This is a genomic window from Candidatus Cloacimonas sp., from assembly GCA_035403355.1.
GTDB lineage: Bacteria > Cloacimonadota > Cloacimonadia > Cloacimonadales > Cloacimonadaceae > Cloacimonas.
Genome location: DAONFA010000004.1, coordinates 34,619 through 51,520, shown reverse-complemented (window position 1 = coordinate 51,520; position 16,902 = coordinate 34,619). Strand labels below are relative to the sequence as shown.

At 39.2% G+C, this 16,902-nt stretch carries 11 protein-coding genes; 5 read left to right on the top strand and 6 right to left on the bottom strand.

Annotated features, from left to right (window positions below):
• Window positions 1-514 precede the first annotated feature (514 nt).
• The 3 genes from PLE33_02285 to PLE33_02275 are packed head-to-tail and all read right to left on the bottom strand — an operon-like array spanning window position 515 to window position 6,851.
• Window positions 515-2,197, bottom strand: coding sequence for a hypothetical protein (locus tag PLE33_02285; GenBank protein ID HPS60073.1), 1,683 nt, complete (start codon window positions 2,195-2,197; stop codon window positions 515-517).
• A gap of 10 nt (window positions 2,198-2,207) precedes the next feature.
• Entirely contained in the window at window positions 2,208-5,468 is a 3,261-nt protein-coding gene (locus tag PLE33_02280; protein HPS60072.1) for a choice-of-anchor J domain-containing protein, read from the bottom strand.
• A 15-nt stretch (window positions 5,469-5,483) separates the two neighbouring features.
• Window positions 5,484-6,851 carry a helix-turn-helix domain-containing protein gene (locus tag PLE33_02275; GenBank protein ID HPS60071.1) on the bottom strand — a complete coding sequence of 456 codons (1,368 nt, stop codon included), beginning with the start codon at window positions 6,849-6,851 and terminating at the stop codon, window positions 5,484-5,486.
• Window positions 6,852-7,307: 456 nt separating this feature from the next.
• Between PLE33_02275 and PLE33_02270 the strand changes: the two genes are divergently transcribed.
• The 5 genes from PLE33_02270 (at window position 7,308) to PLE33_02250 (ending at window position 13,085) form a co-directional block, all read left to right on the top strand.
• Window positions 7,308-8,441: a Fic family protein gene (locus tag PLE33_02270; protein HPS60070.1), complete on the top strand. Its 1,134-nt coding sequence runs from the start codon at window positions 7,308-7,310 to the stop codon at window positions 8,439-8,441.
• Window positions 8,442-8,706: 265 nt separating this feature from the next.
• Window positions 8,707-9,801 (top strand): AccI family restriction endonuclease, encoded by a 1,095-nt coding sequence (locus PLE33_02265; protein HPS60069.1) that lies wholly within the window; start codon window positions 8,707-8,709, stop codon window positions 9,799-9,801.
• Entirely contained in the window at window positions 9,795-11,408 is a 1,614-nt protein-coding gene (locus PLE33_02260) for an N-6 DNA methylase (protein HPS60068.1), read from the top strand. The genes PLE33_02265 and PLE33_02260 overlap by 7 nt, the downstream gene beginning before the upstream one ends.
• Window positions 11,409-11,491: 83 nt before the next feature.
• On the top strand, window positions 11,492-12,433 hold the full coding sequence (locus tag PLE33_02255) for a polysaccharide deacetylase family protein (GenBank protein HPS60067.1): 942 nt from the start codon (window positions 11,492-11,494) through the stop codon (window positions 12,431-12,433).
• 1 nt (window position 12,434) lies between these two features.
• On the top strand, window positions 12,435-13,085 hold the full coding sequence (locus PLE33_02250) for a class I SAM-dependent methyltransferase (protein HPS60066.1): 651 nt from the start codon (window positions 12,435-12,437) through the stop codon (window positions 13,083-13,085).
• A gap of 366 nt (window positions 13,086-13,451) precedes the next feature.
• Here the strand turns inward: PLE33_02250 and PLE33_02245 are convergent, their stop codons facing one another.
• From PLE33_02245 to ugpC, 3 genes are read right to left on the bottom strand one after another with little or no spacing between them, the layout of a single operon-like run.
• Window positions 13,452-14,960, bottom strand: a complete 1,509-nt coding sequence (locus PLE33_02245; GenBank protein ID HPS60065.1) for a hypothetical protein — start codon at window positions 14,958-14,960, stop codon at window positions 13,452-13,454.
• Entirely contained in the window at window positions 14,957-15,736 is a 780-nt protein-coding gene (locus tag PLE33_02240) for a hypothetical protein (GenBank protein ID HPS60064.1), read from the bottom strand. The genes PLE33_02245 and PLE33_02240 overlap by 4 nt, the downstream gene beginning before the upstream one ends.
• Before the next feature lie 35 nt (window positions 15,737-15,771).
• A complete protein-coding gene (ugpC, locus tag PLE33_02235) occupies window positions 15,772-16,875 on the bottom strand; it encodes a sn-glycerol-3-phosphate ABC transporter ATP-binding protein UgpC (GenBank protein HPS60063.1) in 1,104 nt (367 codons plus the stop codon).
• Between the last annotated feature and the right edge of the window lie 27 nt (window positions 16,876-16,902).

The window sequence follows — 16,902 nt, the reverse complement described above, 5'->3', positions numbered from 1 at the left end:
CGGAAAGTTGACCTCCTGGTCAACCATCAACCCGGAAAGTTGACCTCCTGGTCAACCATCAACCCGGAAAGTTGACCTCCTGGTCAATACACAAACCGGAAAGTTGACCTCCTGGTCAACCATATTAAACGACAAGGATGTCGTTTTTCCGGAAAGTTGACCTCCTGGTCAACTACACAAACCGGAAAGTTGACCTCCTGGTCAACTAACAACCCCGTAATGCTGACCTCCTGGTCAACTACACAAACCGGAAAGTTGACCTCCTGGTCAACTATGAAACGACAAGATGTCGTTTTTCCGTAATGCTGACCTCTTGGTCAACTACACAACCCCGGAAAGTTGACCTCCTGGTCAACTATGAAACGACAAGATGTCGTTTTTCCGTAATGCTGACCTCCTGGTCAACTATGAAACAACGAGATGTCGTTTTTCCGGAAGAAAAAAAAGACGGAGCTCAGCAAACTCCGCCAACACTCATTTTACATTAAGAGAGACGATTGGAACATCGTTTTCCCTATCTTGCGATTGCTTTCACCCGATAGAATTGTTTAGATTCCTGGGCTGATAACTCAAATTGCGTTTCAGCAGTGGAAGCTATTAGTTCCCAGGAACCTTCAGGGGAATCGGCAGCATAGATATCATAACCTGTAGCCCCTGAACATTCATTCCAGCTGAGAAGGCAGAGGTCATCTCCAATTTGGGTAATTTGCACTTGCGGTGGATCAGGAATTAAGGGACCCACATAAAGGTTATTGATCATAAAATCGTTATCGGCATTGGCAGTTGTAGAGCCGGCAAAAAAGGCAATTCTTTTATGTCCGGTTAAACCGTTTAAGGGAATGCAAATCCTTTCTCCCCAAGGGCTAATATCATTCAGGACATAAGGCGAACCGCTATTATTCCATTCCCGCATAATATTGGCTGTGCTCCAGGTATAGCCATCGGAAATTAAAACGGCGAAGCGATCATCAATGCCAGTTAAAGCAGGAGGAGTTCCCGTCGGTGGTTGATTGTATTTAAGAAATGCCAAATCAAAATAGAGATAATCACTATCTTCAGTAAACAGAAATTGCGGAGTGATAAGCCAGCCGTTTACATTACCCCAGATATTGATGCTGGCAGCTTTATCGGTTCCAGAAATATTCAGCCAGTCATCTTGTTCCCATAATGAGCTACCCCCCAATTGAATAGGGTCAACCAGATCACCTCCTTTTCGTAGCCAATCATCAGTTGGAGGAAATTCGCTTCCATCAAAATTCTCCGTCCAGGGGTAATTCATAATAGAAGGATCCGGTATAGTAGTAAAACTCCAGGCAGGACAGGCAATTGCGTTGCCAAAACTATTACGGGGGATAATTCTCCAATAGTAAGTAGTGCTATAATCCAAAAGAGTCGGCAGAGTATAGGTGGTGGAAGTAGTTACTTGATTATTTACTATATATGTTAAGGGATCAGTTCTATACAAAGAGACAAGGTAATCATCAGGATCACCTCCTCCGCTATTCCATTTCAAGTTTGTGGTTATCTCCACGCCGGTTGCCCCATTGGCAGGAATAGGATTAACCGCTGGATTAGGAACTGTAGTAGCAGGAGAAATAAACCAGACATTAGGTCTCTTATTTGTTCTGGTTCCGGAATCAGTAGGAAACGAACTATTGTTATATCTGTAAGCAGCTCTATTTTCACTTGCTTGGGTATAAGCAAATCTCGGGTAGGGGCTTTGAGAGGAACCGTCTCTATTTTCCCAGAGAATTTCAATTCCATTAGGATAAGAACTATTGCCATTATAGGTATATATATATGGAGTCGTCAGCTGAATAAAAACCCAGCCAGGACTTGTCCAGGAAATAGTTCCCTGATAGGCAATCGGATAATTTGAAGGATTCATATATTGTGGGCTGGAAGGATAATTTTCGTCATAGAACTCATGAATATATATTCGTTGGTCGTTAGTTATATAATTATTAAAAGTGTTTGATACCAACTGAAAGCCGATTTTGTTTATAGTTACGGTATCTACAATTCCAGAGGCAAGTAATTCGTCAGCAGTAAAAAAGAACCTGCTCCAGCTGAAGTTATAATAACCATTAAAAGGAACATTATTTTGATTACCTGTTCCCGAACCAATAATGTAGTCCCCTGCTGTTAACAGGGACAGAGAAAACAGCAGCATTGTTAGAATCAGATATTTACGCATTGGTTATTCCTTATTTGAGCATTGTGATTTTGCGGGTGTCAGTAGTTTTCCCGGTTTGCATTTTTACGAAATAAATTCCGCTACCTAAGCCGCTGCCTTTATCGTCTTTGCCGTCCCAAACAAGACAATGCTTTCCGGGAAGCAGATTATCGGAGAACAGGGTTTTAACTTTCTGCCCTTTCAGGTTATAGATATTGATATCTACTTTACCTGCTTTTGCCAGAGTGAAAGCTATTGTAGTTTTAGGATTAAACGGATTAGGGTAATTTGGCATAAGTTTGCTTTGGATAATTGGCATTTCGTTGTCGGTAACGGCATTGGGAGTAATGCCGAACCAATTTATTAAATCACTGAAGAGAGCTGAACTTTGAGCGGAATTATTCAGTTGCGATAAATCAAAGGTAAAGTAAAAAGTCCGGTAAGCCGGAGTTTCTACTGCGGTTGCGCAAACCCCATGATACAAATAAGCATGACCTCCTACGGGTCCGTCTTCAAATATAAAAGCATTCACTGCTCCGATTTCAGGATAGGAGACCGTATCTGCATACCAATCGGGAACACTGTCATAAGCAAAAATGCAATCGGGGCTATTGGCATAAACGCTGTATTCTGTGCTGATAGTTCCCACGGGGGAAGAATTTGTGCACATAATTGTGCCTTCCTGATAGCTGTAAACATCCGGACCTGCCAAACCGTTAGTTCCGCCTCCTGAACCGGTTGCTATGGATTGAGTTCTTAAATAGCCATTCAATAACAGATTCATAGGATGGAAATTAGGTGTTCCGGCTTGACTGAAAGCATAGCCATCGGAGGAGAAAAACAGATTTTTGCGGTTGTCCGGTGTTCCTGAATTTAAAAAGTCCACCAATTTCTGGGATAAATATAAAGTAGCAGGACTTGCAGTTCCAGTGTTGGCATAGGCGAAAATGGTAGAATAGACATCTGGAATTGTATATTCGGCATATTCTTCCCAGTTATAAATGTCGTAAGTAATATTGGCATTATTGAGGCGTTCTATATAGACCGGCAGCTCTGTATTTTGATAATCCTGCTTTCCGCTATAGGCAAGCAAGACCGTTGTATTTTGCGAAGGTAAGATTTTGAACTGAAAAACTTCAGTTGGAGCTTCTGCAGGTAAAGATGAGCTATTGTTGTGAATGTCTGCAGCTGCAAAATAGTAGCTAAGAGTATGTCCCGCAGGGATTAGCGGTAGGGCAAAATCATAGTTGCCATTGCCGGTTGTCACCCCTTCCAAAGTATTCCAGCCCTCGCCGAAATTGTAATCCAGAGTTACATTGGCAAGTTCAGAAAGGTCTAAGAACTTTGCCTTTAAAACAGGTGACGGATTGAAAGTATTTCCAGGAGCAGTATGGGTAATGACAGGTGCTTGTGTATCTTCTCCACTGTAAAAATGCAGGGCTAAACCATCAAAGAGTAAATTTCCTGCTGGCTCAACTCCGAGATAAGTATTATCTTGCACAATTTCCCGTAAATAACAGATGCCCATTGTGGCATCAGCGCTTTGTAAAGCAACGGTAGCGCTTTTGCCATTATCGTGAGGAACATTAGCTCCGGTTTGTCCTGTAGCCGTAGAATTATATTGCATCACTATTTCCCCGTTTTCGTGCAGGATAACCTCAAAATCCAGAAGAGTGGAAACTCCGGTTCCGGCATGAAACCTCACATTATGCCATTGAATTACACAATAGCGATTGGGTTCTTCTCCAAAGCTTTGAAAATAGATATCTCCACTGCCTTGATCACAATGCAGGTCATCCCAGAAAACAGCTATCAAACCTGGCATTTGGGTATAGCCGGGAATGGGATACATATAGTTAAACATATTTCCGTCATTGCCCCATCCGCTATCAGGATATTCTGAATACCAATTGTTTTCCGCCAACAGAATTTCTCCATTGATATCTACATAAGCGGTGGTATAGTTCAAACCGTAGAAGGGGAAACTAAAACCAAAAGGAATGGGTTCGGAAAAGTTATCATCTCCGTTAAAAGCATTCACTCCATACATAATTGTAGAAGCGCCGGTGGAACTGATATCAATCCAGTTGAAAACAGGACCGTTTTCTGCTGTGCTATCCAGATAGCGATAGCCAAAAGCATCAGGACCGCCTGTATTTACTCTTAAAATAACATTGAAGATTTGGCTGATGGTATCATTGGTGGGGTTGTTATCGCTGAGGTTAATTTGAAAAGTTCCGGTATAAACCCCTTCGTTAGCAATGCTGAAAGAAGGAAAGACAGCTTCATAAGTTGCCTCAGGTTCCAAAACAGGATTAAAATAGGAAGCCACACTATCTACAAGAACATTCTGGCTGTTATATACTTTGAAACAGACCTCCAGCTGGTCTTCCCACAATATTTGACCATTATTCTTTACTACTACTACAGGAGAAAAAGCAGAGTTCACATACTCATTGTTTTGCGGAGATAATATTGTTTGCAATGCCATATCCACTGTAGGAATGGGATGCACGATAATCTGAACAGTGTCTGTAGCTGTTAACCCGGTTATATTATCAGTAAGAGTAAAAGCAATATTTTCCGTTCCATTCCAGTTATCGCTACTGAAAGTTACAGCTAAACCTGTGGCAGAAATAGTTATATGTTCTGGAGTTTGCCAGGTAAGCTGAATATTATTGATATCCGTAGCTACTATACAGGGAGTAAAATCTACGGTTATGGTTTCACCCTGCCAGAAACTAAAACTCTCAGGCAGATTTAATTCGGGAGTTACAATTACGGGCTGACCTATTTTCACATCATCCACAATAATTCCATAAGTAACGCACTGCCATTTGAAACCGATATAAATATTCTGTCCCGCAAAAGCTGAAAGGTTATAACTTGCATATTGAAAAGCAGTTCCCAAGCCCTGTAAATTCAATATCTGAGTGCTGAAATTGCTGATGGCATTGCCGGTTGTAGAAACATAAACCTGCAAACTTTCAGTGTCATACCAGGCACGCGTGTAAAATTTAAGGGAATCACCGCTGGCAATAGATATTTGAGGAGTAATCAACCAGTCGCAATTTTGATTGGGAAAATAGTTATCGGCAAAGGCAAAACGGGTTCCGGAATGAGCGTGGCTGGCATTTTCCAAATTACGCCAAGTCATCCCATCACCGTCATCATAAGTAATCCAGCCCGCAGGAAGAGTAGTAATACCTTCAAAATCCTCATCTATATGCCATTGCCCGAAAGCTATGGCAGAACAGAAAATGAGGAGACACAGTAAAAATGATTTTTTCATTATAGACCTCTTTTTTTAGATAAAGTTAAGCTGGGGGTTTTCAATTTGGATGAACCATTCATTGTTTCCGGCAATATCTCCACCCACATCTCTATTACTTCCCCAATAAACACTCATAAATCCGCTGCTTTTATGCTTTAAAGCATTATCAATATTGCCGCCGCGGATGTTATCATTAGTTCCTAAACAGATAAGAGCAACCTTTCTACCGTCTTTTCCTCCGGTTTCAATTGCCTTGGCTAATTGATGCTGATTGCTGGCTGCGGAAAAAACGGTTATTTCATTATTGACGATTTCCACTACCGGATGCAAAATCTCCTCGCCCAAAACATAAGCGCGGTCACCGACTATTTTTCCCTGCATTGTATCCGGCTTGGGAATAATTAGAATTTCACCTCCGGGCAGGTTAATAATAGGGGACTGAAATTCACATCTGCCAAAAGAACCACATTCAGCCCAGATATTATTGATCCCGAACTGAAAAGTATCGCCTTTGGTTTCAATTTCTACATAATTCTTGTTCACGAATTTCCGGCATAAAGCGATGGTTTTATCGCTAAGCAGCTGATAATTAATATCCAAAGCATGCCAGAATTGAACTTCACTTTCAATTGCCTGTTCGGAAAGAGTATCATATAAAAGAGAAGGCATCATTGCCAAACGGATTTTCTTTTCTTTAATAATCTTGCGTCCTTTTTCCAGCATTCGGTTTCGGATATGTAATTTTTCCTCATCGGTAACCTCTATAGTTCTGGATTCTCCGTTAAGGTTCAAATAAACATCCGCTTCTTTCAGTTTTTGGTTAAAATTTTCATAGTCCGCTTGAAAAGCAATTAACGAATATTGCTCCGCTCTTGCCTGTAGCTGTTCCAAGTCCTGATATATTAAGGAAGTGTAAATTCCTCTTTTCCCTGCCTCCAGCAATAATTTTTCCACCAAAGGCAAATTGAATTTTCCCGTAGTAATTAGCAAATGCATTCCTTTCGTCAGTTTCAAAGCTTCCTCAATCAGTTTGGCGGCGATATTATTCAAATTGATATGATATTCCTGTTCCAGAATGCTGTTGATTATATTGCGGTTATCCAATATTTTTCCATTGGTTTCCAATCCAATTGCCAAATCCAGAACATAACTGCGTGCCGTGGCTCTATAATAGACCTCTTTGTTATTGTTATAGGCATCGTCTTCAAGTTTTAGTAAACCCTGAGAAAGCATTTGCGTTAAATTATAGTGCATTTTCTGCTTGCTGCAGGCAAAAAGAGTGGCAAGCTGTTGACAAGTAGCCGGTGCCTTAATCAATTCTTTCAGAATATTATATTTTAAGGGGCTGCCCATCTCTTTCAGCTGGGCTTGATTTTTGATTAGTTGAAGGTTTTGGATCATAATTTTTATCCTTCCTGAATACTATATTTTCATCAGAGACACTATCCGGTAACCCTGATATTTAGTCAAGATATTTTTGACTATAGTATGAACATAGTATTTGTGAAAAAGAACTTGACTTGGATTGATAAGATGAAAACAGTGCAAGCAGTTGTTTATCTTTACATAGCTTGTGAGTAACAAAGGATATTAGATGCTTTTAAAAAACCTGAGAAACAATGAATTGGAATGGACACCAGCATTTGGGAAACAACATAGAACATTAATTAGTAAAGTTTCCTTCACTGATAGGATTATCTTTGGGAGATTGCATTACAACAAGTTGGTGTCAACCTATCCAGGTTTTCAACGATTTTATAACGACGCAGTCAAAACAGTTATAGATTTCTGCGAGGAGTTAGAGATTGCATACCACATTAAAGCTAAGACATTGATAGAAAACCCACGAGGAATATGATGAAATTAGAAGATTTCAAATCAGGGATATATCGTAACCAGTTCCAGTATAAGAGCTTCTTGCCAAATAAGATAAACCAGGAGTGGACTTGGGATGATCCAAGGATAAATGTTATGCTGGAGAAAGCTATTCAAGCATTGGGAGAACTGAATGCTTTTTCCATAATCGTCCCTAATGTGGATTTGTTCATTAGAATGCACATTCTTAAAGAAGCCAATACCTCCAGTAGGATAGAAGGGACAAAAACAGAAATAGAGGATGTAGTAAAAGAAGCTGATGCCATTGGACCAGAAAAAAGAGATGATTGGCAGGAAGTTCGGAACTATGTTCAGGCAATGAATGTGGCAATAGAACAATTGGCAACTTTACCTCTTTCCTTGCGCTTAATAAGAAACACCCATGAGATTCTGATGAATAATGTGCGCGGGAAACATAAAACCCCGGGTCAGTTTAGAACCAGCCAAAACTGGATTGGGGGATCATCTTTGGCTGATGCAGCTTACATTCCACCTTATGTAGATGACATGCAGGATTTGCTGGATGATTTGGAGAAGTTTATACATAATGATAATATTCTGGTACCGCATCTGATTAGATGTGCTTTGCTACATTACCAGTTTGAAACCATTCACCCTTTCCAGGATGGCAATGGTCGAATCGGTCGGCTGCTCATAACCTTATATTTGGTAAGTAATAATCTTCTGCTGAAGCCCACTCTCTATCTTTCAGAATTCTTTGAGAAGCATAGAGAACAGTATTATGACGCTCTAACCCGGGTAAGAGCTTCCAATGACATTAATCACTGGGTACGGTTCTTCTTACAGGCAGTTATAGAGACATCAGTAAAGGGAAAGGAAACATTTGAGAATATCCTGAAGCTCCAAAGGAGTACAGAAAACAAGCTAATGAAACTTGGAAGGAGAGCGGAGAATGCCCGAAAGCTATTGATGCATTTGTATCAGGCACCTGTCATTACAATCAAACAAGTAGAAGACCTCCTCCATCTCAATTATGTTCCTGCCAGTCAATTGGTTAATAACCTTGTAGATATAAATATCCTGCAAGAGACAACTGGATACTCCAGGAACCGCATTTTCATATTTAGTAGCTATATTGATATCTTTAAAGAGTAGGGCATTGGACAGGATTACTCATATAAAAAAGGAGCAACCAAAATACAATATGGAATTTCATATTATATTTTTAACCAACCAAAGTATTATATGGGAATTCATATTATATTTTTAAACAGCCAAAGTATAATATGGGAATTCATACAAATTTTTAGATTGACAGAATTCACTACTTCTTTTATGAGTTTTGTATTGAGTGAATGCTTAAAAATAAGTGGATGAAAGAGATATGAGATTTTTACTTTGAAGAATAATGGAGAAATAAATGTCATATGTAGATGATGTGAAAGCAATAATAGAAAGAATACCAAACTCTTTGATTGACTTTAATGTTCCGAGAGTTAGAACTAAAGCTCCCTCTCAAGCTGCCTCTAATTTTGTTACAAACAAAGAACAGGGAGATTGGGCTGAGAGGATTATATTCAATGCAATTAATGAAACTTCTAACACTCTCATTGCCGTTAAGTATGGTAAATCTGATGATATTATTGCTGGAGATGCTGGTTTTTCAGATTTCTTCGAGACATTTCAAAACGAGCTCGACACTATTGGTAAAAGACCCGACCTATTGCTCTTTAGAAAAGAAGATTATAATGAGCAATTTGGCAAAGATATTAGTAGGTTTGAAGAGCATGTTATACATAACTATGTTAAACATGCTATAGCAGGTATTGAAATCAGATCTAGCGCCTTCTTAATAGATAAATACGACACTTATATGCAGAATAGAGTTACCGAGTGTGCAAGAGAGGCCTTAGCTGTAAGAGATTTAATTCTATCGGAATATTTAGACCTTTTATCACACAAGAGTCGATCCAAATATATAACTATCCTGGAAAGTATAACTAATGAAACTCTTAATGCTATTTCATTTAAAGTACCAGGTTGGGGATCAACCGATAGGTTAATTGAACTCAACAATCTATTCAAGAAGTTAAAGAAAAACCTTCAAGATGTTAAGAAAAGATCTTACTTAAGTATTACTCCTAAAGTAGAAGACCTCACGGTAGTAAACAAATGGATACAGAATTTTAATGTCCCTCATTACTACTTTCAGGTCTTCTTTGATAAAGTATTTGCTATTTCATTCATAGATATATTAACCTTGCTAACTGATTCTGAAAATGAAGGAGTAAAATACTTCATTGAGGGGGATGTAGCGAATCAAAATAAGAAAACTATAAAAATTAGGGCAAGATCTACTCATGTAATAGCACAAAAAGTAGATGAACCAGTTCACAAGAGCGTAAGAAAAGAGCTTACAAGAGGACAACTACTATTTTATGTCACTTTTGAAAATGGTTACGCCTATTTAGACATAGATGGGCTAAAATCAGTGTTGGGAATAAATGAATGGTAGATTCAGATCTTCATACTAACCTCACAATTGAGGAGACATACAATGGGATTGTATCAGAAGGACATCGGAAAAAATACGCCCAGTTTTTTACTCCTATAGATATTGCAGAATTTATGATATCCTGGATTCTAAGGATTAATCCTGCCACAATACTTGAACCAGCATTTGGCTTAGGTATCTTTTCAAGGCAAATATTAAGTTATAACGAGTATAAAAGCACGCCAATTATAGGATACGAAATCGACCAATTGATGTATGATTGGGCAAAAGGATTATTTTCACAATACCCAAATGTTCAGCTTATAAATGATGATTATATGTTCAATGATTGGGACAGAAAGTATGATGGGATAGTGTGCAACCCCCCCTATTTAAAATTCCATGACTACATAAATATAGATGTTGTTAACGAAGTTGAATTTCATTCTGGAGTTCATTTCAGGAAGACATCAAATCTCTATACGATGTTTTTAGTTAAATCTATAATGCAGATGACAGAAGGAGGTAGAGCGAGTTACATAGTACCAACAGAATTTTTAAATTCAGATTATGGAACAATTGTAAAAAAGTTTCTTATTGAGTCAAAGGTCCTACGGTATGTGTTTGTGGTAGATTTTAATTGCATGGCTTTTGCAAAAACACTCACGACATCAACTATCTTGCTACTGCAAAATGACACAAATACTGACACTGTAGCAATGATAAGTGTTTCTGATCCAGATGAGCTTAAAGAATACCAAACAGAGATAGACACAAACACTTACAGTTCTAATATGTTGTGTTTCCAACATAAGGATCTTGACCCCCGTGCAAAATGGTCAGTTTACTATCGTCCCCCTGCAGTAACAGTGTCCAGTAGATTAGTACCATTTATGCTATTTGCAACCGTAAAACGAGGCATAGCTACAGGAGATAATGATTACTTCACTTTTAACAGAACAAAAGCAGTAGAGAATGGAATACCGCAGTCATGCTTAATTCCTTGCATTGGCAAAGCTCAAGATGTAGTATCACAAGTATTCACGGGCGAAGATTTTAAGCAATTACTAAGCCGAGATAAAAAAGTATATCTTCTTGATGCTACTCAAGAGGCAAACTCATCCATAGATGCATACCTTAAACTGGGTTTGTCATTAGGTGTTAATAGAAAATACTTAACATCAAAAAGATCGCCGTGGTATTCTCTTGAGAATAGACCACCTTCAGACCTCTGGATTGGTGTTTTTAATAGACAAAAGCCAAGATTCGTTTTAAATGATGCTCTTGTCAGAAATCTAACTACTTTTCACTGCGTCTATTTAAACAAACTAATAGATAAAGACAGGACATTATTCATTGCATACTTATTGTCAGATGTTTCAATATTTATGCTTGAGTCATGCAAGCGGGAATATGGAAACGGGCTAAGTAAACTTGAGCCGAACGATATAAACAAATCACTTATGCCTGATATATTCGGTATGAGCGATGCAACGAAACAACATATTAATCGCTTATTTGCTAAGTACCTAACGGTGGCGAGGAATAACGAACCTGATGTGACAATCATGGAACAGATATCTAACATTATTTATGATACATTCAAAATTGTAAGGTTCAGCCAATGAGTGCAAAGTTGTTCTGTAAAATAGACAAGTGTGCTAAGCGCAATAAGTTGGAAGAGAAATTATCATAACCATTGATTGGAAAGATGATAAATTTTAAGAGGAATGCAGCAGAAAAAGTTATGAGAGAATACCCTAAGTCCATCTTCACCATTGATGTGGAGGACTATTTTAATGTAACCGAAGAAAGAGGTGAGCCGCCGGTTTCAGAATGGGATTCTTTACCGAGCATTGTAGAAAGCGGTTTTATGAAGTTGCTGGCTTTGCTGGATACTTATCAAGTGCAGGCAACCTGTTTCTTTTTGGGTTACATCGCGAAGAAGTATCCGCAATTAGTGAAAGAAGCGCAGAAAAGGGGGCATGAAATTGCCTCGCATGGGATGTATCATCGGCTCATATATAAAATGAGCAGAGAAGAATTTGCAGCCGATTTGATGCAGTCCAAAAAAATTCTGGAAGACATCAGTTCCGAGCAGGTTACAGCATTTAGAAGTCCCAGTTTTTCTTTCACGGAAGCGACACCCTGGTTTTTTGAGACCTTAGCGGAGGCAGGTTTTCGTGCCGATTCCTCTGTTTTTCCGATTAAAAGGGACTATGGTGGTTATAAAACAACGCAGAAAAAGCCCTATTGGGTAACTACCGCACAAGGAAGGATATGTGAATTTCCTATTTCCGTAGCGCCTTTTTGCGGTAAAGAAATTTGTTTTTTTGGGGGTGGTTATTTGCGTCTTTTTCCCAAAAGGGTTATTTTGGCGATGCACAAAAAGCTGGAAAAGGAAGGAATTCCCACTCTTTTTTACATTCATCCGCGAGAAATGGAGCCCCGGCATCCGCGGATTAAAATGAACAAGTTGGCGTATTTCAAAAGTTATGTAAACTTGGATACGGTGCCTGCTAAATTAAAAGCCATTCTTTCTGAGAATAAATTTATCACTTGCAGGCAATATATGGAAACCTATCCGGCGGAAAAAACTATATCCCAAGTTGTTACTTCCAGGGAAGATGCCCCAAAGGGAGAAGGAGAATAAAATGCAGGAAAACAAAACCGCCTCTTTTTTCAATGGTTATTCGGGTGATTTTAATGCCATTTACGGTAGCGGAACTGGCACTTTTCAACGCCTGATAAATAAATGGTTCAGGCAAACGATGCTCATTCGTTTTCAAAAGACAATCGCTGCCTGTAATCCCCTCGCAGGAAAATCAATACTGGATGTGGGCTGCGGACCTGGATTATATGCCATAACTTTGGCAAAGGGTTCTCCGGATTTTGTTTATGGTATAGATTTTGCCCCTGCTATGATAGAATTAGCCCAGAAAGAAGCAAAAAAAGCAGGAGTGGAGAAAATATGCCGGTTTGCAGTAGCCGATTTTACTACCCTGCCGGAAGATAAACAATATAATTACCTTATTTTAATGGGGTTTATGGATTACATCAAAAATCCTGAACCGGTTATTGATAAAGCAATGCACCTGGCAAACGAAAAAGTGCTCTTCAGTTTTCCTTCGGATAAGGGCTTTTTGGCTTGGCAACGGAAAATTCGCTATAAATTCAAATGCCCGCTTTATCTTTATAATGAAAAACAATTGCATCAGCTTTTTGCCCATATCTCTCCCTGGCAATGTAAGATAGAAAATATTGGCAGGGATTTCTTCGTTACTCTTGAGAAACAGGAAAAGTAAAATATATTGTCTGCAGGATAGTATTTATATCGGCGAACCGGAAATAACGATTAAATGTATCCTCTGATTATATAACATCTTGAAGAATACAATAGGACGACATTAGAAATCTTGGCACCGTTCATTATCGTGATTTAGGTAATTACTTTGTGGATTTTATTTAACTACTTGTTGCCTGGTCATTTCTTTAACGACTCTTTAACGATCCTTTAACGATGCTTTAACTTCGCTAAGGAGTCGTTAAAGAAGGTTTTGAGAAGCATAAAAGATTCACCTTGGCAGGGAATAATCCCCGGCAAAGAGACAGGTAAAGGTCTCATTATTTGCAAGCTAACTTATTGCCACAGAGTACAAATAGCCCCGGTATTATATTCTTAAAGATAGATAGAGAGTGCGGTTGCCGTTTAACCAGGACTGCTGCAATTCAGTTTTCAGGGTAAAGAGCTTACCCTTAAAAGTAAGTTCCGCAAAGATTCTGTCATCTTCACTGGTTGCGGTGGTAAATCCTGCAGGATTTTCTGTTTCCGGATCGGGCAGAATGAGGGTATTTAAGGTCTGCCAGGTTTTAATTCCGCTGTTAAAATCCAATTTTTTATGTTGCAAGTGCACGGAGTTTTCCCAATAAAAGCTGTTTTTGTGGAGTTCTTTTTTATCTTCATAGTGATAGCGAAAGAGTAAAGCGAGGGATAGTTTGGGATGGATATTGCTTTCAATTTTGCAGCGTAGGCGATAATGGGCAGGAAGAGTAGATATATAGCTGCTATCTAATGTGGTTACAATTTCTCTGTCTAAGCGGGTCAGCTGTAAATTAATAATATTCTTAGCTGGCTTCAAAGTTAGATACAGAATAGTGCGGGAATTCCAGGTAGGGCTTTTAAGGGCGTTATTTTTACGGATTAGGGCATAACGCATTCCGCATAAAACATTTTTCTGCAGCAAATAATCCAGTTCCCAGTCAATTTCCTGATTTTCTCCCTGGCTGCTTAAGAGACAAGGTTTTGCGGAGTAAGCAGGAATTTGTTTTCCCTGCCAATAGGAATAGCGTATTTCCTGGGAAATATTATTGTAGCGGAATTCAGCGGTGGTCTGGAAAACCGTCTTGTCTTTAAGCAACGAAGTTTCGGCGGTTAATGTATAGTTTTTTCCGGCAGTTTTAGCTGCGATGGAGTAGCCATTCAGGTTTTTTGCCAGCAGAGTATCGGCAAAATCTCTATTGTAATTTTGCCTGTAAAATAAAGCAGCGAAATTGCTGTTTTTATAGCGATATTCAATTCCTGAAGCAAGAATATTTTCCTGCACGCAAGGTTTAGCGGCTGGAACCGTTTTAGCCAGGGATTTTATTTTTCCTTCTTGAATAACTGCCTTGCGGTTTTGTCCTGAAGCTATGAAAAAGGTGGAAAGATTATGAAACCGCCAAATTGCTGCTGTGCCTAAAGGAGAAAAAGTTACAGGATGAGCTGCCCGCTGAATTGTAAACAGGGATTCGTCTCTGCTTTTTTTGAAGATAGTTCCCAAGGCAAAAGCAGGACGATAGGAACCGAAATGAATTTCAGAAAAATTATTTCGGGAAGGCAGGCAGGAAAGCTGAAAATTGGTATAAAGCTCCGATTTATTATATTGATACAAGTTCAAATTGAAGCGCAGGTTATTTTGCCGCAATTGGAAATCGGAAAAGCTGTTTATATCCGTATCTTGATAGATAGTCCGGCTGTTGCAACCTAAATTATATATGCCTGTTTCCAGTTCCGCATAGAATTGATTTAACCAGTTATCCTGCAGGTTTTCGGTTTCCAGTTCGGGAATTTCTTCTATTTGAGAAAATAAGGGGTAACAGCAAAGCAAAAATAAGATAAGAAAACAGCCAAAGACCTTCACCAGGCATAACCCAAATCCACAAGATGCGTTAAACCAAGTTCCGTATGAGTTCTAACAGCATACATCAAATTCCAGTTTCCGGTTAGCACTTTTAGCCCCAGTCCAAAACGAGCCGGAGCACTTTGCCAGGAACATTGAATAAGGATAGGTTTGGCAACGGCGAAGGAAGATGCCAAGGCATAACAATCCTTCTCTTCCGGCAAAAAGCTATAAGCAGAAGCAATAGTAGTATTTTCAGCGGCGGTTACTGCTGCGGATAGCGTTAATGCTTTATTAGATGAACTAATATCGTTACAACGGATTTCCCCGGCAAAGTTCTTTTCCTTGTAGGCAATGGCAAAATCGCTTTTCCAGGTAAACCAAACCTGGTCTTCTATTTTTTCGTATAGCAAATGTTGGGTAGCGCCAATACTGAAAGCAGAAAAGGATGCACTAAGAGCTAAATATTCATCCTGCCAGCGATAATCGGGATGAGCAAGATAATCAATTCCCGTAGCTATCAGCAAGGGTTTAATTGGAAAAGCACTATGCAAACCATAAACACTAATATCTTTTACGCCAAAGGGTTGATGCCAGCTAAAGCAGATTCCGCTTTTGCCAATTACCGGAGAAAGAGAAAAATCGGCAGGAGAAACGGAGAGAATGGTAATTCCGGACAGGGCATTGGCAGAGGCAGAATTTTCGGTTGTAATGCAAGAAAGGAAAGAGCAGCGGCAAAGCAGGGTAAAAATAAGGAGGCGAAGATAAATACTCTGTTTTACTGCTTTGCGCCTCATAGCTTTTATATTGTAACTAAAGAGCAGTTAAGGGCTTAATATAAGTTTGTTTCGCTCTTCGGATCAAAGAAATGTGCCTTAGCCATATCAACCGTAATGCTTAAGTCCTGTCCCATTTTAGGCAATTCTTTGGGATCAAAGCGAGCCGTATATTCGTTGTGCTCAGTAGTTAAAACAACATGATATTCGTTGCCCAAGGGCTCTACAAAATCCACTTTGGTAGTGAACTTTTGAGGAGATTCAGCCATAGCATCAAAGCGGGAATCATAAATATCCTCAGGTCTGATGCCCATAATAATGTTCTTTTCTATATAGTTCTTCAGCGTTTCTGCCTGGCTGGAAGTAAGCTGCAATTGATAATCTCCGCAGTTAAAATATACAGAGCTATTACTAATAACCAGTTTACCTTGGGTTAAATTGATGGCTGGACTGCCAATGAAACCGGCAACAAACATATTTGCCGGATTATTATAGATATTTAAGGGAGTATCTATTTGCTGAATTACCCCATCTTTCATAACTACAATGCGGTCTGCCATAGTCATCGCTTCCACTTGATCGTGAGTAACATAAATCATAGTATTACCTAAGGAATGATGCAATTTAACTATTTCTGCCCGCATTGCTACCCGTAATTTGGCATCCAGATTGGAAAGGGGTTCATCAAATAAAAAGACCTTAGGATTGCGAACAATAGCTCTACCCAGGGCAACACGCTGTCTTTGACCTCCGGAAAGCTGACCCGGTTTTCTTTTCAGCATAGCTTCTATACCCAATAGTTTAGCTGATTCGGTAACAATCCTTTTGATATCTGTTTTAGGAAAATGACGCATTTTAAGGGCAAAAGCCATATTATCAAAAACTGTCATATGCGGATAGAGAGCGTAATTCTGAAAAACCATAGCAATGTCTCTATCTTTGGGGGGAACATTATTAACCAGGGTATTACCGATATAAATTTCGCCGGAAGAGACCTCTTCCAAACCCGCGATCATTCTTAAAATAGTGGTTTTTCCGCAACCGGAAGGACCCACAAGAACTACAAATTCTTTATCTTCCGCAGTAAAAGTTGCATCTTTAACTGCATGAACACTATTGTCATAATACTTATTCAGGTTTATTACGGTTATTTTTGCCATTCTAACTCCTTACGGTTTCCTTAAAGT

Excerpts from the sequence above, each read along its gene's own strand:
- PLE33_02285 (HPS60073.1), bottom strand. The coding sequence starts at position 2,197 with ATGCGTAAATATCTGATTCTAACAATGCTGCTGTTTTCTCTGTCCCTG.
- PLE33_02280 (HPS60072.1), bottom strand. The coding sequence starts at position 5,468 with ATGAAAAAATCATTTTTACTGTGTCTCCTCATTTTCTGTTCTGCCATA.
- PLE33_02275 (HPS60071.1), bottom strand. The coding sequence starts at position 6,851 with ATGATCCAAAACCTTCAACTAATCAAAAATCAAGCCCAGCTGAAAGAG.
- PLE33_02270 (HPS60070.1), top strand. The coding sequence starts at position 7,308 with ATGAAATTAGAAGATTTCAAATCAGGGATATATCGTAACCAGTTCCAG.
- PLE33_02265 (HPS60069.1), top strand. The coding sequence starts at position 8,707 with ATGTCATATGTAGATGATGTGAAAGCAATAATAGAAAGAATACCAAAC.
- PLE33_02260 (HPS60068.1), top strand. The coding sequence starts at position 9,795 with ATGGTAGATTCAGATCTTCATACTAACCTCACAATTGAGGAGACATAC.
- PLE33_02255 (HPS60067.1), top strand. The coding sequence starts at position 11,492 with ATGATAAATTTTAAGAGGAATGCAGCAGAAAAAGTTATGAGAGAATAC.
- PLE33_02250 (HPS60066.1), top strand. The coding sequence starts at position 12,435 with ATGCAGGAAAACAAAACCGCCTCTTTTTTCAATGGTTATTCGGGTGAT.
- PLE33_02240 (HPS60064.1), bottom strand. The coding sequence starts at position 15,736 with ATGAGGCGCAAAGCAGTAAAACAGAGTATTTATCTTCGCCTCCTTATT.
- ugpC (HPS60063.1), bottom strand. The coding sequence starts at position 16,875 with ATGGCAAAAATAACCGTAATAAACCTGAATAAGTATTATGACAATAGT.